Source organism: Arthrobacter sp. 754, assembly GCF_040548695.1.
Classification (GTDB): domain Bacteria; phylum Actinomycetota; class Actinomycetes; order Actinomycetales; family Micrococcaceae; genus Arthrobacter.
Genome location: NZ_JBEPSC010000002.1, coordinates 213,783 through 232,535, shown reverse-complemented (window position 1 = coordinate 232,535; position 18,753 = coordinate 213,783). Strand labels below are relative to the sequence as shown.

General features: G+C 66.9%; 22 protein-coding genes and 1 pseudogene. 7 read left to right on the top strand and 16 right to left on the bottom strand.

Annotated features, from left to right (window positions below; translation table 11 throughout):
- Nucleotides 1–6: 6 nt before the first annotated feature.
- Complete coding sequence (locus tag ABIA70_RS06630; RefSeq protein WP_354146800.1) at nt 7–456, top strand: ester cyclase; 450 nt, start codon at nt 7–9, stop codon at nt 454–456.
- Between the two features lie 66 nt (nt 457–522).
- Here the strand turns inward: ABIA70_RS06630 and ABIA70_RS06625 are convergent, their stop codons facing one another.
- A complete protein-coding gene (locus tag ABIA70_RS06625) occupies nt 523–1,191 on the bottom strand; it encodes a hypothetical protein (RefSeq protein ID WP_354146799.1) in 669 nt (222 codons plus the stop codon).
- 247 nt (nt 1,192–1,438) lie between these two features.
- Between ABIA70_RS06625 and ABIA70_RS06620 the strand changes: the two genes are divergently transcribed.
- Nucleotides 1,439–2,326, top strand: a complete 888-nt coding sequence (locus ABIA70_RS06620) for a potassium channel family protein (RefSeq protein WP_354146798.1) — start codon at nt 1,439–1,441, stop codon at nt 2,324–2,326.
- 897 nt (nt 2,327–3,223) lie between these two features.
- Here ABIA70_RS06620 and ABIA70_RS06615 read toward each other — a convergent pair.
- From ABIA70_RS06615 to ABIA70_RS06595, 5 genes and pseudogenes are all read right to left on the bottom strand, one after another.
- A pseudogene (locus ABIA70_RS06615) lies at nt 3,224–3,718 on the bottom strand (mycothiol transferase); the annotation flags it as partial.
- 92 nt (nt 3,719–3,810) lie between these two features.
- Complete coding sequence (locus tag ABIA70_RS06610) at nt 3,811–4,272, bottom strand: SRPBCC family protein (RefSeq protein ID WP_354146797.1); 462 nt, start codon at nt 4,270–4,272, stop codon at nt 3,811–3,813.
- Between the two features lie 64 nt (nt 4,273–4,336).
- Complete coding sequence (locus ABIA70_RS06605; RefSeq protein WP_354146796.1) at nt 4,337–4,714, bottom strand: VOC family protein; 378 nt, start codon at nt 4,712–4,714, stop codon at nt 4,337–4,339.
- Nucleotides 4,715–4,967: 253 nt separating this feature from the next.
- Complete coding sequence (locus tag ABIA70_RS06600; RefSeq protein WP_354146795.1) at nt 4,968–5,312, bottom strand: iron chaperone; 345 nt, start codon at nt 5,310–5,312, stop codon at nt 4,968–4,970.
- An 86-nt stretch (nt 5,313–5,398) separates the two neighbouring features.
- Nucleotides 5,399–5,734: a cupin domain-containing protein gene (locus ABIA70_RS06595; RefSeq protein WP_354146794.1), complete on the bottom strand. Its 336-nt coding sequence runs from the start codon at nt 5,732–5,734 to the stop codon at nt 5,399–5,401.
- A 105-nt stretch (nt 5,735–5,839) separates the two neighbouring features.
- Between ABIA70_RS06595 and ABIA70_RS06590 the strand changes: the two genes are divergently transcribed.
- Nucleotides 5,840–7,516 carry an FAD-binding dehydrogenase gene (locus tag ABIA70_RS06590; RefSeq protein ID WP_354147326.1) on the top strand — a complete coding sequence of 559 codons (1,677 nt, stop codon included), beginning with the start codon at nt 5,840–5,842 and terminating at the stop codon, nt 7,514–7,516.
- Between the two features lie 48 nt (nt 7,517–7,564).
- Here ABIA70_RS06590 and ABIA70_RS06585 read toward each other — a convergent pair whose 3' ends face one another.
- Nucleotides 7,565–7,981, bottom strand: a complete 417-nt coding sequence (locus ABIA70_RS06585) for an SRPBCC family protein (protein WP_354146793.1) — start codon at nt 7,979–7,981, stop codon at nt 7,565–7,567.
- Nucleotides 7,982–8,096: 115 nt separating this feature from the next.
- Here ABIA70_RS06585 and ABIA70_RS06580 point away from each other — a divergent pair, with 115 nt between their 5' ends.
- A complete protein-coding gene (locus ABIA70_RS06580; RefSeq protein ID WP_354146792.1) occupies nt 8,097–8,420 on the top strand; it encodes a hypothetical protein in 324 nt (107 codons plus the stop codon).
- Between the two features lie 42 nt (nt 8,421–8,462).
- Here ABIA70_RS06580 and ABIA70_RS06575 read toward each other — a convergent pair whose 3' ends face one another.
- Together ABIA70_RS06575 and ABIA70_RS06570 are read right to left on the bottom strand one after the other, a co-directional pair.
- Nucleotides 8,463–9,086 (bottom strand): dihydrofolate reductase family protein, encoded by a 624-nt coding sequence (locus ABIA70_RS06575; RefSeq protein ID WP_354146791.1) that lies wholly within the window; start codon nt 9,084–9,086, stop codon nt 8,463–8,465.
- A 25-nt stretch (nt 9,087–9,111) separates the two neighbouring features.
- Nucleotides 9,112–9,435: a hypothetical protein gene (locus ABIA70_RS06570; protein WP_354146790.1), complete on the bottom strand. Its 324-nt coding sequence runs from the start codon at nt 9,433–9,435 to the stop codon at nt 9,112–9,114.
- Between the two features lie 50 nt (nt 9,436–9,485).
- Between ABIA70_RS06570 and ABIA70_RS06565 the strand changes: the two genes are divergently transcribed.
- Entirely contained in the window at nt 9,486–9,983 is a 498-nt protein-coding gene (locus ABIA70_RS06565) for a DinB family protein (protein ID WP_354146789.1), read from the top strand.
- Between the two features lie 30 nt (nt 9,984–10,013).
- Here the strand turns inward: ABIA70_RS06565 and ABIA70_RS06560 are convergent, their stop codons facing one another.
- Entirely contained in the window at nt 10,014–10,481 is a 468-nt protein-coding gene (locus ABIA70_RS06560) for an SRPBCC family protein (protein WP_354146788.1), read from the bottom strand.
- A 144-nt stretch (nt 10,482–10,625) separates the two neighbouring features.
- Here ABIA70_RS06560 and ABIA70_RS06555 point away from each other — a divergent pair, with 144 nt between their 5' ends.
- Both ABIA70_RS06555 and ABIA70_RS06550 read left to right on the top strand, forming a co-directional pair.
- The gene (locus tag ABIA70_RS06555) at nt 10,626–11,216 is read left to right on the top strand and encodes a metallophosphoesterase (protein WP_354146787.1); all 591 of its coding nucleotides are present in this window, start codon (nt 10,626–10,628) and stop codon (nt 11,214–11,216) included.
- Entirely contained in the window at nt 11,201–11,662 is a 462-nt protein-coding gene (locus tag ABIA70_RS06550) for a metallophosphoesterase family protein (protein ID WP_354146786.1), read from the top strand. The genes ABIA70_RS06555 and ABIA70_RS06550 overlap by 16 nt, the downstream gene beginning before the upstream one ends.
- A gap of 39 nt (nt 11,663–11,701) precedes the next feature.
- Here ABIA70_RS06550 and ABIA70_RS06545 read toward each other — a convergent pair whose 3' ends face one another.
- Genes ABIA70_RS06545 through ABIA70_RS06520 form a run of 6 tightly spaced genes read right to left on the bottom strand, consistent with a single transcriptional unit; the run spans nt 11,702 to nt 18,644 of the window.
- Nucleotides 11,702–13,063: an MFS transporter gene (locus ABIA70_RS06545; RefSeq protein ID WP_354146785.1), complete on the bottom strand. Its 1,362-nt coding sequence runs from the start codon at nt 13,061–13,063 to the stop codon at nt 11,702–11,704.
- Between the two features lie 57 nt (nt 13,064–13,120).
- Nucleotides 13,121–13,477, bottom strand: a complete 357-nt coding sequence (locus ABIA70_RS06540; protein ID WP_354146784.1) for a GNAT family N-acetyltransferase — start codon at nt 13,475–13,477, stop codon at nt 13,121–13,123.
- 43 nt (nt 13,478–13,520) lie between these two features.
- Nucleotides 13,521–15,437: a glycogen debranching N-terminal domain-containing protein gene (locus tag ABIA70_RS06535; protein ID WP_354146783.1), complete on the bottom strand. Its 1,917-nt coding sequence runs from the start codon at nt 15,435–15,437 to the stop codon at nt 13,521–13,523.
- The gene (locus ABIA70_RS06530; RefSeq protein ID WP_354146782.1) at nt 15,434–16,762 is read right to left on the bottom strand and encodes an MGH1-like glycoside hydrolase domain-containing protein; all 1,329 of its coding nucleotides are present in this window, start codon (nt 16,760–16,762) and stop codon (nt 15,434–15,436) included. Before ABIA70_RS06530 ends, ABIA70_RS06535 begins: the two co-directional genes overlap by 4 nt.
- The gene (locus ABIA70_RS06525; RefSeq protein ID WP_354146781.1) at nt 16,759–17,556 is read right to left on the bottom strand and encodes a sugar phosphate isomerase/epimerase family protein; all 798 of its coding nucleotides are present in this window, start codon (nt 17,554–17,556) and stop codon (nt 16,759–16,761) included. Before ABIA70_RS06525 ends, ABIA70_RS06530 begins: the two co-directional genes overlap by 4 nt.
- Nucleotides 17,553–18,644, bottom strand: coding sequence for a zinc-dependent alcohol dehydrogenase (locus ABIA70_RS06520; RefSeq protein ID WP_354146780.1), 1,092 nt, complete (start codon nt 18,642–18,644; stop codon nt 17,553–17,555). The genes ABIA70_RS06525 and ABIA70_RS06520 overlap by 4 nt, the downstream gene beginning before the upstream one ends.
- Nucleotides 18,645–18,753: the final 109 nt, after the last annotated feature.

The window sequence follows — 18,753 nt, the reverse complement described above, 5'->3', positions numbered from 1 at the left end:
TCGAAAATGGGACAGGCACGCGAGGTCATGGACCGGTTTACCGCGTCCATGGACACTCAGGACAGGGATGCGTTGGCTCGAACCTACGCCGATGAGGCCGTGCTCTTCACCCCGGATGAAGGGCAGATCACCGGGCGTGACAAGATCACCAGCTACCTTGACCACTTCTGGGAGGCATTCCCGGACATCAAGTATGAGTACACGGCCAAGTACGATGCCGGGGACGTGGCAATCGATGAGGGCTACGTTGTGGCAACGAACACCGGCCCCATCAGGTTGCCGTCCGGAGAGACCCTGCCGCCTACCGGCAAGAAGGTCAGGGTCCGGAGCTGCGACATCGCCCAGGTGGAAGCGGGACAGATCAAATCGCACCACTTCTACTTTGACCAGCTGGATTACATGGCACAGCTCGGACTCCTTCCTGAGTCCCTGACCAGGCAACTGTCCAGCCACTAAGAAGTGCTCTGTTGGCGGCTGGCGGGCAACGAGGCGTTGTCCGCCGGCCGCCGCTTCACCGGGGTGCTAGCCGTGGGTGATTGCCGCCCCCAGGAGCCCGAACAGCGTCCCGGCCGCTACAGCAATCAGGGCCCGTGTCCGGGCGGGATACAGCCAGCGCACGGCGAACACAGCCACCGCGAGGATGAAGCCGTTCACCACGCTCAGGAGGATCGCCACCCATTCGCTTCCGGTGGAGACCCCGAAACCTCCGCCGCTGCACCCGCTGATCCCGCACCAGGAAAAGCGCGCCACGAGCCACTGCGGAAGGCTGAGCCCCACAGCCAGGGGCACCGCCCACAGAAGGTTTTTCGTGTTTTGGTTGACCCCGCGGGGCCTAGCCACCTGATCGGCGGCTGATTCTGGCGGCGTGGCCGGAGCAGCGGTGACGGCGGCCCTGGCGCGAGCAGGCGCGCGCTTCCGGGTACTGAGGACCACCCACCGGAACACCGCTGCGTTGACCGCCGCAAGGGCAAGGTATCCCAGATAGTAGAGCAGCGCCGTCGGGGTTAACCCGCCGAAGCTGAACTCGCGGGGCCACGGCGGACGCAGGAGATCCAGCAGGATGCCGACCACCAGGTATGCGGCCGAAACGGGCAGCGTCAGCAGCATCAGCGCCCGCAGCAGCCACAGCTGGTCCAGCCCCAGGATGAACGCGCTGTTCAGGAGCGCAACGGCACCAACGGCAGCTGTCACTGACAAATAAGTTACGACGGCGGTGTTCGCCCAGCGGGGCATTGATCTTTTGTCCGGCCGAGATTCCCTGCGCACAACGTTCCCCCTGATCGCCGTTGCCGGCTGGTGCAAACTGCGCCGGCACTCTGATGGTCGCACGCTGGGCGCCATGAGTCCCGCAAGCCGGGCTCCGCCGATGGACTACCGGACCAGCACTGTGGGCTTTTACTTGGTCCTGGTGGCCCCGCCGCCGCCCTTAAGATGAGGCATGGACTTCGTGGGTACGCTCTGGACGATTGTGGGGGCGGCGCTGATTCTGCTGATGATCGCCGACGTCTTCCAAACCCTCCTGTATCCGCACGGCTCCGGCCCGGTGGGACGGGCGATCATGCGCGGGTTCTGGCTGCTGTCCCGGGAACTGCGCGGCCGCGGACCCTTCATCGCAGCCCCTTTGGCCATGGCCGCCGTGATCGCCGCATGGGCCGCCCTGGCAGCCATCGGTTGGGCCCTGCTGTACCTGCCCCACCTGCCGGACGGTTTTGTTTTCGGGGCCGGCGTTCCGCAACGGGGCGACTTTGCCGAAGCCCTCTACATTTCCCTGGTGACCCTGTCCACCGTGGGCTTCGGGGAGATTGTCCCGGCACATCCGCTGCTCAGGCTGGTCGCCGCCCTGCAGGCGGTAACAGGATTCGGGCTGCTGACCGCAACAGTCACCTGGATCCTGCAGACCTACCCGGCCCTGAACCGCCGCCGTGCCCTGGCCCACCAGCTGAACCTGTTCAAGGAGGCGGCAGGGCCCGACGGCCTGGCTTCGCTGGAACCCCGGCATGCCGCCGGGCTGCTGGAGTCGATGGCCGGAAGCGTGGCGGCGGTGAGCATCGACCTGCTCGCGTTCCACGAAAGCTATTACTTCCGCGAAGTGGAGCAGCGGGGTTCCCTGCCGGCAACCATTGCCTACGCCCAGCAACTCTCATCCCAGGCCCAGCACAGCGAAAACCCCGAACTCCAGTTCGCCGGGCGGATGCTGCACGCAGCGCTGGAAGGGCTCGCGGACGTCCTCCGCGGCAGGTTCGGCCATGCCGGAACAACGTCCGCCGACGTGTTCGACAGCTACGAACTCCACCACCGGCACCGCAAGTCCGGGCCCGCGGAATAGTCAGGTTAAGTACAGCTACTTCACCCAGCCCGCCTTCTGCAGCCAATCCCTGAGGATGGGCAGGACGACGGCGCTGTGCATCGCACCCAGATGGTCCAGGCCGGGGAGGACACGGACGTCCCACCCTGCTTTGGTCAGCGTGCCCCGGTGCCGTGCCAGCGGCTCTCCGATTTTCACCTGGACTCCGCCCCAGACGGGTTTGTAGTCAATGCTGTCCTCGGCGCCGGCGAAAGCGAGCCGCGGCAGGTCAGCGGGAAGCACTGCGGCAATGTCATCAAAGTCCTGCAGCGCCTCGTACAGGGTGACGAACTGCTGCGTCTGGTCCTCGGTGGTCTGAACGGACACCGAGTCCCAGTCCCCCGGCTCGGGTTTAGGGACCTGCGCGGCAGGTTCGCCGGCGGCCTGGACCGACATCACATGCGCTGCCCGGGTGACCGTCAGCATGGTCTGGTACGGGCCGTCAAGCGGCGGGAAGCCGCCCATGGCGAGCGCCCGTAGACGGTCTGTGCGGAGTGCAAGCTGCAGGCCGCTCAGTGCCAGCCAGGAGTAGCCGTAGTAGGCGAAGGTTTCGGCACCGGCGGCGTCGGCAATGGCCAGCAGGTCAGCTGCGATGTTTTCAGGGGTGAGCGTATCCGGCGCCGGGTGCGCCATCCGGTGGGCTTCGTAGTCGGCCGCGATCACCAGGTTCGTCCCGGCCAATCCCTCGATGAGGTTGGGCCCCAGGTCGGGGTCCCCGCCCCACTGGCGCAGCGTCTCCGCCTCCGCCGCGGTGTGCGGGGCGAGGCTGACCGGCAGGAGGATGGCCGGGCCGTCTCCTCTGATGGTGAGCGGAATGGTGGTCCCGTCATGCAGGACCGCCTCGGCCTTGCCGGTCAAAGGTTTGCCGCTTCTTTCCGGCTTCAGGCCCTTGGCATACGCGGCCTGCCCCACGTGCTGGAGGCAGTCAGCAAGAGTGCTGACCAGGCGCACACCGAGGGTCACCGGCGGGTCCCAGCTTTCGTCAACGACGCGGTCCAGATCAGCGTCCGCAACAGTCTCCAGAAAGCCGGCGGTCTGCCGGTGGACGGCATTGTAGTACTCCACCAGCAGCTCCGGACGGGCCCGGACCGAGTCCACCTGGTCCGCCGTGTGGCCGTAGCCGGTGTCACGCCTGGACAGCGGCAGGTCGAACCGCCCCACAAAGTCCTGGGCGGTCCACACCTGTTCCAGGCCGGCGGCGGAGGCCACCTGCGCGTCCTCTACCCGGCTGAGATGCCAGACCAGCCACGTGATCGAATTTCCGGTGCCGCCCGGCCGGCGGACCATCGCGTCGTCGTCGACCCCTTCCAGCACGGCTTCCACGGTCTCGCGGATCCGGCCGAAGGCATCCAGCAGCAGTTCGTTGGATTTCATCGGGTCCCCTCGCTGTGCGGTGCTAGGCGTTGTCGGTGAGCCCCATGCTAGCCCCGGCCCGCATGTATTGCGCCTGCTGCTGCACAACCTTGTCAGTGCAAAGGGTGGACGGGAGGCTCCCCGGCCTCCCGCTCCACGAGGGCTTTGAAGTTGGCGAGTTCCTTCCGGGCCTCCGATCCGCTGAGGATGGCGCGCTCCACCAGCCTGCCCACCAGGCCGAGCCCGCGGGGCCAGTGCGTCTCGGCCCGGACGCGCAGCAAAGTGCCGTCCTGTTCGGGCTGAAGCCTGCTGTCGACGTCGAACTTCAGCCCAAAGTAGGCCACGGTACTGGTGACAATCCGGTGCGGAGGATCTGCCGACAGCACCGTGGTGCGGGCGGTCCCGGGCTTGCGGGTCGAGGTGTAGGTGGAGCCCGGCCGGTCTGCGGGACCCTGAATATCTGCGATGACAGGCGAGCCGGTCTGCCACTCGGGCAGGCGGGACGGGTCGACGTAGGCCCGCCAGACATCCTCCGGCGGGGCCTTGATCCACTCTGAATATTCAAAGGCGCCCATGCGTCCCCTACCCCGGGTTAACCCCGTGCGGGCACGTTGCCCGCACGGGCGTATCGGCCGGAGGCTAGGTCCGCTGCGAGAGGCTGAGGATGTTCCCCTCGCTGTCCAGGAACCAGGCTCCCTTGCCCCAGGTGTTGTCGACGACGCCGTTCTCCGTCTTCAGGCCGGGCAGGTCGTACTCCTCAAAAGTGACTCCTTTTGCCCTCAATTCCTCCATCTCGCGTTCAAGGTTGTCGGTGAGCCAGCCCATCTGGGTGTTCTTGGCGGTCCCTGCATTCTCTGTCTCGTAAATCAGGAAGCCCGTTCCGTCGCTGCCGCGGTAGAGGAGGCCGTCCTCCATGGATTCGGAGGGTTCCAGGCCCAGCTTGTCCCGGTAGAAATCCTTTGCCCTGTTGATGTCCTTCGCGGGAAGGACAGCCATAAGCGCTGAATCCTTGAGCATGTTGATTTCCTTCTGTGCATTGCTTTCGCATTGATGGCGGTGCTCTCCCCCTGGTGCGGTCCGGAACTTCCCTGCGCGGCCCGCGTGGCCGTCCCATGCGCCAAGTGCCGGGGCGGCTACCTGGGACTCTGCGACGCCCCGCCAGCCATCATTGGCGCGAGGGTCCCCGAAGCTTATGTGGCCATTATGGAACGATCCGGGGCAGACCGAAATAGGGGATTCCTTGCGCCGTCCAGCGGGCATTCCGGGAGCCCTACTTCAGGATCTCGGCCCGGCGCAGCCTGACTATTTCTTCGAGCACGTCCTCGGGCAGGGGATGCTCCGGGGTGAAGCGGATGGTCCCCTTGGACAGCGAATACCCCTCCAGCCGGTCCGCGACGGCGTCAATCACCGCGGGCGAAAACGGAAAGACCGAGAGGTGCTTGGCTGCTGCCGTGACGCCGAGCAGGGGCTTGCCCTCAAACCTCAGGGCAGGCATCCCGTAGCTCATGCCCTCCTCAGCCTCAGGCACCACCGTCCGGGCGATCTGGATCACCCGTTGCAGGCAGCCGCGGTTCGGTTCAGGCAGTCCGGCCAGGGAATCGTCAACGGCACCCATGCAGCGATTGTATTCCTGCAGGTCCCGCCGGGGTAGGCGCACAGTCCGGTCGGAAATCACGACGGCGGCATCCGGCAGAGTGACCGCTACCGGTCGGTCTTGACCACAGTGAAAAGGACAGCAGAATCCTCGTCAGCTTTGAGGCTGTGCAGCCCGTTCGGCACGATCAGCAGATCCCCCGCCTTGCCCTGCCAGGCTTCGGTGCCGGCCTTCAGCCAGACGGTGCCCTTCAGTACCAGGACCGTGGCTTCGCCGGGGTTCTGGTGTTCGCTCAGCTGCGTCCCTGCCCGGAAGGCCATCACAGTCTGGCGGAGCTTCTTTTCGTGCCCGCCGAAGGCTGTGTCTGCGGCGCGTCCGCTGGGCGCGGCCACAGCGGCCGCGATCTGCTGGCGGGCGAGGGCTTCGATCGATATTTTCTGCATGTGGCTACCGTACCCACGATTGCCCGCGGTGCCGAGGGCCATTCGCCCCGAGCCATGTTTATGTTGATACTTCACCGGGGGCACAAACTGACTGGCAGGTACGGGATGGACGCGGACGTCATCATCATCGGCGGCGGGCTGGCCGGGCTGGTGGCATGCAACGAGCTGGTCCGGGCCGGCAAGCGGGTGGCCGTCATTGACCAAGAGAACCCGGCCAACCTGGGCGGCCAGGCGTTCTGGTCCCTCGGCGGCATGTTCCTGGTCAACAGCCCCATGCAGCGCAGGCTGGGGGTCCGTGATTCGTTTGACCTTGCCTGGCAGGACTGGCAGGGCTCCGCGCAATGGGACCGGCTCACGGGTGAGCATCCGGAGGACGAGTGGGCCCGCCAGTGGGGCCGGGCCTATGTCGAGTTCGCGGCGGGCGAGAAACGCTCCTGGCTGCAGGAACAGGGCATCAGATTCACCCCGCTGGTGGGCTGGGCGGAACGCGGCGACGGCAGGGCGGGCGGTCACGGCAACTCCGTGCCCCGGTTCCACGTCCCGTGGGGCACCGGCACCGGGATCTCCGAACCGTTCGCCAACAAGGCCCGTGCGGCGGCTGAAACCGGCCAGGTCCGGTTCTACTTCCGCCACCAGGCGGACGGATTAACGGTCGACGGCGGCACCGTCACCGGCGTGCGCGGCACGGTCCTCGCAGCGGATCCGTCGCCGCGCGGAGTGTCCTCGAACCGGGATGCTGTTGGGGAGTTTGAGCTGCGTGCCCAGGCTGTGATCATCGCCAGCGGCGGGATCGGCGGCAACCACGAACAGGTGCGCAGGTGGTGGCCGGAGCGTCTTGGCACAGCCCCGAACACCATGATCACGGGGGTCCCCCGGCACGTCGACGGCCGCATGCTGGACATAGCCGACGGTTCCGGCGTCCGGCTGGTGAACCGCGACCGCATGTGGCACTACACCGAGGGAATCAAGAACTGGAACCCCATCTGGCCGGACCACGCCATCCGGATCCTGCCCGGGCCGTCGTCGATGTGGTTCGACGCCCTGGGCCGCCGGCTTCCCACCCCAGCCCTGCCCGGTTACGACACCCTGGGCACCCTGAGTCTGCTGCGGAGCACGCGTGACCTCCAGCGCCATGACCACTCCTGGTTCATCCTCAACCAGAGGATCATCGAGAAGGAGTTCGCGCTCTCGGGCTCGGAGCAGAACCCCGACATCACCAACCGGGACATGAAACTGCTGCTCCGGACCCGGCTGGGCCGCGGTGCAGCGGCTCCCATCGAGGCGTTCAAGGAACACGGCGCCGACTTCGTTGTGGCAGACAACCTGGCGGATCTGGTGCGCGGGATGAACGGCCTCACCGCGGAACCGCTGCTCGACGTCGCGGAAATCCACCGGCAGGTCACCGAACGCGATGCGGAAATCAGGAACCCCTACACCAAAGACGTGCAGGTCATGGGCATCCGCAACAGCCGCCGCTTCCTCGGGGACAGGCTCTTCCGAACCGTGAAGCCGCACAGGATCCTGGACCCCGCTGCCGGACCGCTGATCGCCGTGAAACTGCACATCGTCACCCGCAAAACGCTGGGCGGCATCCAGACCGACCTCACGGGGCAGGCCTTCGCCAAGGACGGTTCCCGCATCCCCGGCCTCTACGCGGCCGGCGAGGCAGCAGGGTTCGGCGGAGGCGGGGCGCACGGCTACAACGCCCTCGAAGGCACCTTCCTGGGCGGCTGTATTTTCACCGGCCGGACCGCCGGGCGGTCCCTCGCACGCTTGCTCTAGCCTGCGAGGCGGCGGCCGCTCCTGCCTTAAGCAGCCTCGAGGACGGCCTTAAGCTTCGCGAGCTGCGCCACTTCGGCCTCCATGGTGCGGGAGATGAGGGGACCCACTATCTATCTTCATCAGGCCCTTGGGCTCAAGGTCCAGGCTGAAGCGGACCCTCGTCCCGCCGTCGACCTGGCTAAGGAAGTACTCACCCTTGGGCCGCGCCGGACCGGCCACCACCTGGAAGGCGAGCCGCCTGCCGGGCTCGGCTGCGGTGATCTCGTAGTCGCCCGCGAGTGGCCGGCCGCCCGGACCGGACAGGGTCTGGCTGTAGACGGCACCAAGGGCCCCTGCTGAACCGCTTTTCAGGGAGATGGCCTGCACCCCTGAACGCCATGCCGGGTTGTTCAAACCGTCCGCGAGGAAGGCGTAAACGTCCTCAGCCGTGCGGTTGATGGTTGTTTCATTTTCGGCGTGAGCCATGGCTGCCCCTTAGCAGGTCCTGTGTCCCGGCCGATTCTTCGCGACGGGTCATGCTGTCCACACTCTATGCGCCGGAACCATCAGTGGGGCGGCCCCACAGCGGGATAATGGAACCATGACCTATCAGGATCAGGACCGGGACCCGTGGGAGGAGTTCGACCGGCTCAAGCCCGCAGCTCCGGACCGTGTTGAGGGCTACCCGGGCGGGGAGCCAGTGGGCTTCGGCTTCCGGACCGGCGTGCGCAGCGCGAAAGTTGCCATCGGGTTCGCCGTCTACGCACTGGTCCTGGGAACAACGCTTGTCATCACCGGTGCCGTGGTGTTTATTGCCCAGGGCGAGTGGCTGCTCCTCGCCCTCATGGCCGTGATCGAGGCCATCTTCATCTTTGCGTTCATCCGGCTGGTGCGGCAGGCCCGCACCCGCCGCCACTCAAGCTAGGAACCGTTTCGAACAGGGCGGGCGCCGAGCGGTAAGGAAGCCCTAGCCCTGCTGGTCGACGGCTGACATGTCGCCGACGCCGGGCGTGCCCTCGGCGAGCGCATAGCGCTGCAGAACCGCTCCCTTCGGTGAGGCGATGACCGGCTCGATTAGCCTCAGGTTGGTCGGGACCACCCCTCCGGCGAAGACCTTCTTTCCGCTGCCGAGGAGGATCGGATGCACCCATAAGGTGAGCCGGTCGAAGAGCCGCTCCGCAAAGAGGGTCTGCACGAAGTCGAGGCTGCCGATGACATGGATGTTCTCGTGCCGTTCACGCAGTTCGCGGACGGAAGCGATGACATCAGGACCGAGCAGCGTGGACCCTGCCCACTCGAGGGTGGGCGTCCGGCGCGAGGCAACGTATTTCGGGAGCCGGTTGAACAGCTCTGCGATGTCCCCGCGGGCGTGCGGCCAGTATCCGGCAAAGATGTCGTAGGTCCGGCGGCCCAGCAGCAGCGCGTCCATCCCCGCCATCCCGGCGTCGATCTGCTCGCCCACCACCTCGTCTATGAGCGGCGCCTGCCAGCCGCCAAACGTGAACCCGCCTTCAGGATCCTCGTCCGGACCGCCGGGCGCCTGCGCGACGCCGTCGAGCGTGGTGAACAGGTCAATGTGGATCAGTCCCATGCCAGGTTCCTTCCTTTGAATGCCGCTAGGACCGGGCTGCACGGATTGAACGGCGGACAGCGGAGCCGATCACCGAGATGACCGGCACCAGGCACGCCAGCATGACGATGGTGTTGGGCCGGAACACCGCGTGCCCGCCGGCGTCGCGGTAGACACCCAGCGGCAGCACCATGCCGCCTCCCCCTCCGCCGGATGAACCGCCCTCGGCATCATTGCCGCCACCAAAACCGAAGGAAACGAGGGCAACCGGAATGACTTCTTCCCCGCCCACCTGCCGGGGTTGGCCGTAGGCCTTGGACACGCCGACGTTCTTCATTGCTTCCACCAGGAACGAAAAAGTATCAGCCATGGATCCACCATAGGCTCGGGCCGCGGCGATGGCCATGGAATACTTCGTCCATGCCTGCCCACCCCGCCCCGCTGGCCGAAACCGTCATCCATGAGCCTGCCCGCGCCCAGTTCGAGGCCTTCCTCGATGACCACCGGAACATGCTTAACGCCTGCCTGGACGGCCTGACCGAGGACCAGGCGCGGCGGCAGCTGGTGCCATCCCGGACCACGCTTCTGGGCCTGGTCAAACACGCCATTTTCGTGGAAAAGGTCTGGTTCAATGAGGCCATCACCTGCCGGTCCCGCGCCGAGATCGGCATCCCGGCCACCCCCGATGAGTCGTTCATCCTCACGGACGGTGACACCATCGCGACCGTCCAGGCGGCACACGAGCGGGCCTGCGACGCGTCCCGCAGGGCCACGTCCCAGCTGATGCTCGACGACGAGCTGCCCGGCAACCGCCGCGGCCCGCTTCCCCTGCGCTGGGTGTACCTTCACATGCTGCGCGAACTGGCCCAGCACTGCGGGCACGCGGACATCCTGCGCGAGCAGATCCTCAGCAGCTAAGCTCCGGACGCGCCGTCCCGCGCGGGGGGGTCAGGCTTTGTTCGCCTTCGCAGCGGATGACAGGGAGGCAAGCCCGCGCTCGAAGTCTGTTCCGACCATCTTGTCCATGTTCATGAACAGGGCGAAGACCTTCGCGAGTCCCTTATTTTCGCCGGTCATCCGCCACGTCACCCGTGTGCCGCCGTCGGCCGGTGTAAACGTGAATGTGGTGGGATTGACGGCTTTGAAGGGCTTGGTGAATTCGAGCCGCACACTGATGCTCCGCGGAAAATCAGACTCGACAATCTCCATGTTGCCGCTGCCTGCCTTGCGGTTGCCGCTCCAGGCGTACTTTGCCCCGATGCCGGCGTCGTTGCCGGAATAGGTGCGGTCCATGGTGGGGTCGACGGCCTCCCACGGGGACCACTTGGTCCACTCGTGAAAGCTGTTGACCAGCGGAAAGACTGCTTCCGCCGGTGCGGGAATGAGGGCGCTGCGCGTTACTTCGTAAGGTGACATGCGGCCATCATAGGCTCGCCCGGGTTCAAACAACATGTCCCGCATCCGCCGTTCACCGGCTGTTTCAAGGAGGGACGCTTCGCTCTTCTACGCTCGCCTGAGCGGCGGCCTGAACCACGGCCGCCAGAGCGACGAGAGGCAGCAATGACTACCGGAATCCACCAGACCAAACTGAGCAGGCGGGCGGCCCTCGCCGCGGCCGGAACCCTTGGAGCGCTCGGGCTCACCGTTGCCTCCGGCGTGGCGGGCAATGCAGCCCCGGGAACAAAGGTACCCAAGCCCACCCTCGCCTTTCGTCCGGACGGCGGATTCAAGGTGGTCCAGTTCAACGACACCCAGGACGACGAGCAGACCGATCGCCGCACCATCGAACTCATGGACAAGACCCTGGACGCGGAAAAGCCCGACTTCGTGGTGATCAACGGTGACGTGATCAACGGCGGCTGCGACTCAGAGCTGGAGGTCAAGCAGGCGCTGAACCACGTGGTCCAGCCGATGGAAAGCCGGAAGATCCCCTGGGCGGTCACGTTCGGCAACCACGACGAGGATTCGGTGGCCCGGACCGGCATGACCGAGGCCCGGATGCTCCGGACACCATCGACGGACAGGACTTCCAGGGCTACCCCGACTGGGACTGGGTACGCATGGACCAGGTCACCTGGTACCGCAACACGTCCATTGCTACGGAGCAGAAGTACGGCAAGAAGATCCCGTCCCTCATGTGGGGCCATATAGCGCTCCACGAGCACCGCAACATGTGGTTCGCCAGCCTCGACTCTCGGACGGATGCCGACCACGCCCGTGCCCTCACGAAGCACAGCATCGTGGGCGAACGGAACGAGGACGAGTGCCCCGGCCCCATCAACTCAGGCCTGTTCAGCGCCTTCCTTGAGCGGGGCGACGTCCGCGGCTACTTCGTGGGCCACGACCACGTGAACACCTATGTGGGCAACTACTACGGCGTGCAGCTCGGCTACGCACCCGGCACCGGATTCGGCGCCTACGGGCTGTCCGGTCCTGAGCGCAACCGCCTTCGCGGTGCGCGTGTCTTTGAACTGGATGAGAACCGCCCCGGCATCTACAAGGACACACGGCTCGTCTTCGCCAAGGACCTGGGCATCGACCTGACGGCCAACGACCAGCCGATTGTTCCCCGGCCGCTAAACCCCGCGCAGCTGTAGCTTTCAGCACGCGCGGGAGGCGGGGGAGGCGGAGGAACGCTAGTCCGCCCGCTCCCGCCACAGCAAGGTCACGCCGAACACCACCGCGCTGAGCACCAGCATGGCCAGCACCATCAGCCCCCAGCTCTCCTGGTCCACGCCGCTGCCGGCGAACACGCCGATCAGGACGGTGGCGGTGATCGCACCCACATAGCGGCAGGTCTGGAAGATGCCCGCGGCCACGCCGCGTTCCTGAGGCAGCGTGGAGACGTACATGCCCTGGTTCGACGCGATGCTCACCACCCCGTACGGGATGCCGATCAGCGCCGTAAGGGCCAGGACCAGCGGGATGGCCAGTGAGGCGGTGAGGAGCCACATGAGGGCGGCCGCCCCCGTGAGAAGTACGACGCCGGCAATCATCACCCGCCGCACGCCGAACCGGCCCATGGCCCGGACAGCCCACGGCGTCGCCAGAACGGACAGGGTCGCCATGGGCAGCATCAGCAGGCCCACCAGGCCGGGATCGTAGCCGCCGGCTTCCTGCAGCAGCTGCGGCAGGCCAAAGAACACGAAGTAGTAGACGCCGTTGAACACGGCGAATCCCACGTACACGAGCATGAGCGGCCGGTTGCGGCCCAGGAGGCGCAGGTCCAGGAACGGCGGGCTGAAGCGGAGCTCCCGCCAGGCGAACAGCGCGGCCACCACGGTTCCTGCCCCCAGCAGGTACCAGCGGTAGCCCGGCGCGACGTCCAGCAGGGCCATCATCACCAGCAGCAGGGAACTGACGAAAGCCAGGATGCCGGGGATGTCCGAGTCGCGCAGCAGCTCGGCGAAACGTCCGCGTTCCCTGGCCTCATCCGCGGGCGCTGTCTGCCTGACGATCAGCAGCGCCGCCAGGGACAGCGGGACGTTGACCAGGAACAGCGCCTCCCAGCCCACGAAACCCACCAGCAGCCCGCCGAGCACCGGCCCCACCGCTGCCGCGGAGGTGTTGGCCATCTGGATCCTGCCCAGCGGCCGGGCCGACTCCAGCCTGGACCGGTGAACTATGGCACCCACCATCACCACCGCACTGGGGTAGGCCGTGGCAGTGCCAAGCGCCATCACGGCACGAGCCACGCACAGCAACGCGAAGTTCGGCGAAAACGGCGCCAGCGCACAGGTCACGGCCACCAGCGCCATCCCGAGCATGAACATCCGCCGCGGCCCGAACCGGTCAGCGAGCCGGCCCATCAGCGGCTGGCCGGCGGCGGAGCTCAGATAGAAGGACGTGACCACCCAGGTGACCGTGGCGACGTCGAGCCCGAAATCCGCGCGCAGCACCACCAGCGCCACGGCGATCATGGACGAATTCAGCGGGTTCAGTGCCGTGCCCAGGCTGAGGCCGGCCACTGCCAGGCCGGTCCGTGGATTGTTGCTCACGGAAACAGTCTGGTGCACACGGCCGCCCGACTGCGACTTCGTGAACCCCCGAGGCCCTTAGGCTTTGGAAGCCCGGGCAGCCAACGCGTCCTCCAGGAACTGCAGATGCGCCGGAGTGACGGCCGCTGTGCTGGCCGCGTACTCCGGGTGCTTGGCCAGGTACTTCTTGATGTACGGGCACACCGGCACAATCCCCAGGCCTGCTGCCACGGTGTCGTCCAAGGCCGCCGCGGCGAGCTTCCCGGCAAGGCCCTGGCCGCCGTATTCCTCGTTGATCACCGTGTGGTAGAAAATCCGCTGGGGTGAGCCGCCGCCGTCGTACGACTTGTACGCCGCCTTGCCAATTGCGTTTCCGGCCACGAGCACGTCGAAGCGCTCGCGCGCCGGGTTGTGGCGGACTGTGATTTCAGTCATCGGGAATCTCCTGGGTAGCTGCTCATGCCAGCGTAACCCGGGACTACGAGAGGCGGCCGGCGGTCAGGCCGGCGGCAGCTGCCCACGCCTGCGGGGATCCCGCGTGGTGGTACCTGACCGGAACCGGGAAATCCGTCCGGGAGAATCCGCCGAACAGCTCCGGCAGGGTGTTGCCGAAGTGGGCGGCGGCGTCGCGGATGGCCTCGGCAACGGTCCGGGCCTGGTCCGTCAGCCCGTACGCTGCCATTCCTTCGGCGGCGAGCATGGTGTCATGCGGCCACACCGAGCCGTTGTGATAGGACATCGGGTGGTAATAGTGCTGGCCTTCGGCGAGGGTGCGGATCCCCCAGCCGGTGAAAAAGTCGTCCTGGAGCAGCCGGGTGGCCACTGCACGGGCGTCGGCCGGGTCGAGGATCCCGGCCCACAGCAGGTGCCCGGCATTGGAGGCGAGCGCTTCAACCTGGCGTCCTGCGCCATCCACAGCAAGGGCGGGGAAGTTCCGGTCCGCCATCCAGAAAGCATCCCGGAAGCGGGTTTTCAGTCCGTCCGCAAGCCCGTAAAGCGTGTCGGCCCAGGCCTGGTCGCCCCAATGCTCCTCTGCCAGGCGGGCACATTCCCGCAGGCCGCGCCAAGCGTAGCCCTGCACTTCCGCGAGGGCAATTGCACCCTCCGGCTGGCTTCCGTCGGCCCCCGCCACGGCATCGAACGAATCCTTCCAGCCCTGGTGGAGGAGCCCGGCGGGATCCGGTGTGTAGCGCAGGAAACCGGTGTCCCGCAGGCCGCCGTCGCCGAGAATCCACCCGACGGCGGCGCGGGCCGGCTGCTCCATATCCTTGATGAGCGTGGCGTCCTCCACGTGTCCCAGCGCCATCAGGAACAGCGGCGTGGAATCAACCGTGCCGTAGTAGCGTCCGTAGGGAACGGCGCCCAGCTGGGCGAGTTCGCTGATCCGCACCTCGTGGACGATCTTCCCGGGCTGCTCAACGCGGGCCGGGTCATCCACGGTGCCCTGGGTTGCGGCCAGTGCGCGGAGGACGTCGCCCAGCAGCTGCGGGCTCTCCTTCCGCGTCAGCATGCACGTCAGGAGGGAATCGCGGCCGAACAGCGTCAGGAACCAGGGCAGGCCCGCCGCGGGAATGATCAGCTCGGGCTTGACGGGGCAGGGCATCAGCAGCGAATCGAGGTCCTTGAGGCTCTGGCGCGCCAGGGCCGTCAGCCCGTCATCGGTCGAACCATTGCCTGAACGCACGACGGCGGCGGGAACCGGCTGCTGTGCCTGCGCACTGGTGGAAACGGCTGAGATGGTCAGGGCCTGCGTCTCCCCCGGCCTCACCGGCAGTTCCCAGGACAGCACGGCGCCGACGAAGCGCCCGTCGTCGGATTCGCGGTTGGCCGGTTCGCGGCGTACCACCGGCGGGATGCTCGCCGAAAGGCGGACGCCGGCCTCATAGGTGCGGCCCCGGAAAGTGTGCGTGTAGTGGAACGCCTGCGAGCCGTCGTCGAGCACGTCCAGGCTGCTGGCGGCGCCGCTGAGATCGAAGACCCGGCCGTCGGTGCGGACGGTGAACTGGTCCGCGAAGTCGGTGCCGGCACGCAGCACCAGCCGGGCGCTGATGGTCTCCAGCCCGAGGTTCCGGATGCGCAGGGTTTCGGTGAGGCCGGCGGCGTCGAGCTCCTGGGTACGGAACACGAACAGATCGTGCGTCTGGTTCCGCCGGGCGGCCGGGCTGAGGGCGGTGTTGCGGCGGCCCGGTTCGCGGACGCTGCCCACGTCCCAGAACGTGGAGTCGTTGATCTCCAGGATCCAGCGCGACAGGAGCCGGGTGTCCGCCACGTAAAGGCCTTCGGTGCCCTGGGCGGGTGCGTCGGTGCGGCCGACGCTGCCGTCGGCGGCACCGCGCATCATCGCCCCATGGGCCACCAGGACCGAGACTGCTGACGGGGGTGCGATCGCGGTCATGGTGTGCTCCGGTGGTAGGTGGTTTCGAGGGCGAGGGCGGCGGTCCAGCTGAAGCTGCGTGTGCCGTGCGCCGTTCCGGTCCAGGGGTCAACGTATTCGGGGAAGCCGTGCCGCGCCGCGAGCCTGCCGATGTTGCCGCGGAGGAACTCCGCCTGCGCAGTGCGGCCCAGCCGCTCCAGCGCCTCGGACACCATCCAGGACATGTTGAACCAGGCCGGGCCGCGCCAGTAGAGGGCCGGGTTGTGGTCCTCCGCCGTGGCGTCGTAACTGGGCACCATCAGGGCCCGGCCGTCCATGAAGCGGGGACCGTTGAGGGTTTCCAGCAGCTCGGCGGTGTGGGCCTGTTCCGGCAGCAGCAACGGGATAAGGCCGTTGATGGTTGCTTTCCGGACCACGGTTCCGTCGGTGACGTCCCGGGCCGAGTAGCAGCCCAGTTCCGGCACGTACAGGGCCTCCAAGGCTTTGGTGACCCGCGCCGCCCGCTCCCGGTGCGCTTCATGGGGCAGCCCCAGTTCGGCGGCAATCTCCGCCAGCGCCAGCTCGGAGACCGCGAGGAGGGTGTTGAACATGGGGTCTTCCAGCAGGAAGGGGTAATCGGGGTCGGAGTCGTCGCAGCCGTGGTCCCGGTAGCGTTCAGCCATCCAGAAGTACTTGCCATACTCCTTCTGGCTGGGCCGCTCCCCCGCGTCGGCATGCTGGAGGTCCGGGCGGTCCAGGACCGTCTTGCAGTCTGCCGGGATCCGCGTCATCACGGTGTCCCACAGCGGCGAATTGTCCGTGCCGGACTCCCACGGGTGCACGATGCAGGCCAGCCCGGAGCCGCCGCGGTCCCGGCGGCCGGAGAGGTATTCGTGCCAGTGCACGAGCTTGGGATAGTTCCGCTCCAGGAAGGACCGGCGACGGGATTCGGCGGGGTCGGCCTGGTGGATTTTCCAGACGGCCCAGGCGTGGTTGGGCGGCTGCACCAGGCCGGCGGTTTCCGCATGCTTCGGTGATCCGGGAATGCCCGGCGACTGCCAGAACGACGCTCCGGGTGAATAGTCCTGGTCCCGGTGCGGATCGAAGATGATCTGCGGCAGCCTGCCGTCATCCCACTGCCCGGCGAAGAGCGCGTCCATTTCCTGGCCGGCGCGGCGGGGCGAGATCCGGCGCAGCCCCATGGCGATGAAGGACGAATCCCAGCTCCACTGGTGCGGGTACAGGCCGGCAGCGGGGACAGTGTGGGTCTTGCGCCAGTTGGCCTCAAGAACCGCCGTGGAACGTGCGGCGATCTGCGCCGCCGTCACGGGAGTGCCGCCGTCCGGAGTGCCGCCGTCGGGAGTCACAGGTACCGCCCCAGGAGGGACGGCACCCGCGGAAGGACGTCCTCGGCCGGACCTGACAGCCGGGACTCGAGGGCGACGGTCCCCTGGTAGCCGATGGATTTCAGGGTGGCGCCGAACAGTGCCCAGTCGATGTTTCCGGCACCGGGTTCCAGGCGGTTCGAATCGCTGGCCTGGACGTGGCCGATGTAGCCGGCGGCGTCCTGGATGGCCGCGGCAGGATCACTTTCCTCGATGTTCATGTGATACGTGTCCGGCGCCAGGCGCACTGAATCCAGGCCCACAAGTTTGAGCAGCCGCACGCCGTCGGCGAGGGTGTTGATCATGTGGTCCTCGTACCGGTTCAGCGGCTCCAGGTAGATTTCCAGGCCTTCTGCGGCAGCGTGCTCGCCAAGTTCGGTGAACGCTTCAACCAGGACGGCGGTGTCCTCCTCACCGGTGCGGGGCGGGATGAAGGGCGGCAGCCGCTTGGAGAACATGCCGTAGGAGGCAGGTGTCATCACGCCACTGCCGTCGATTTCGGCCATTACGCTCAGCTGCGACTTCAGTTGGACGACGGCGTCCTTCCGCAGTGCGTCATCGAACGCACCGACGAAGTGCGGCATGTCCACGCACGCGGTGGGCATCACGACGCCGGCGTTCCGGGCCCGGCGGAGTTCGGGCAGGCGCGCCTTGAACTGCAGGTCGCCGGCGGAACGCAGTTCGATTCCGTCGAAGCCCCAGGCCAGGGCGTGTTCGAATTTTTCTTCCAGGCTGGTGCCCGGCAGGTGCTGCTCCTGGACGGTAATGAGGGTCATGGGAACTCCAATACAACCTGGAGCGCGGACTCCGGGTCCGTGTCCAGGAGTTCATAGGCTTTGGCAGCATCTGCCAGGGAAAAGGTGTGGGTCACCAGCGCGGGCGCGTTCACGCGTCCGTCGGCGAGGTGGTCGACGACGGTCTGCTGCAGCCGCGGCACGGTCCAGCGGGAGCGGAGCCGGTTGGGGACGGAACCGATCTGGGAGGCGAGGACCTGCACGCGGTTGTGGTGGAACTCCTCGCCGAACCGGACACCGGCTGCCTCGCCCTGGTAGAAGCCGGCGGCGATGACAGTCCCGTCGGCGCCCACCGCGCGGGTGGCTTCGTGGAGCGCCTTGTAGTTGCCGCTGAGTTCGATGGCCACGTCAACGCCGGCGCCGCCGGTGATCCGGCGGATGTCCCCGGCCAGTTGAGGAGCCGGAGTGAGGGCGTGGAGGGCGCCCCATTCGAGCGCACGACGGCGGCGGGACGGGATCCCGTCCACGGCGATCACCTTCGCACCGTTAAGCACCGCGAAGCGGGTGGCGAGCAGGCCGATGACGCCCTGGCCGAAGATGGCGACGGTGGAGCCGGGACCAAGGTCTGCGGCCAGCACGGCGCTGAGGGCGATCGCGCCGACACGGACGAAAGCCCCGGCCAGCGGATCCATTCCCTCCGGCAGCACGTGGCCGCGCAGGGATTCCGCGGCCAGGATGCCCTCGTCGCGGTGGCCCCAGATACCCCAGACGATGTCGCCCACCTGGACCGGAGCGCCAGCCGCGGGAGCGCCCGCCCCGGGGTTCGCTGTGCCTTGCCCGGCAGCCTGTCCGTTCGGCGGTGCCACCTCCACCACTTCGCCCACTTCCGAGTAGCCCCAGGCATCCAGGGGATAGCCGAGGGCTTCAGTCCCGGGCCCGAAAAGCCGTGACTCGGGATCCCAGATTGAGGTCAGGTACGGGTTGGTGCCGCGGTAGGCAGTGAGCTCGGTGCCCGCTGAAATGCCGGAATAGATGGTCCGTACCCGGGCCTGGCCGGCTTCGAGCGGAACGGACGGCTGGTCGATCACAGAGACGCTGCGCGGCGCCGCGATGCGGAGGAAACGGGACACTTTCGGACGGTCCTTTGGTGTATGCGAAGGGGGTGGGGCGGATCAGATAGTGATGTAACCGACATTAGCACAACCGCTAGCCCACTTGTGTATAGACGTTAGGCATAAT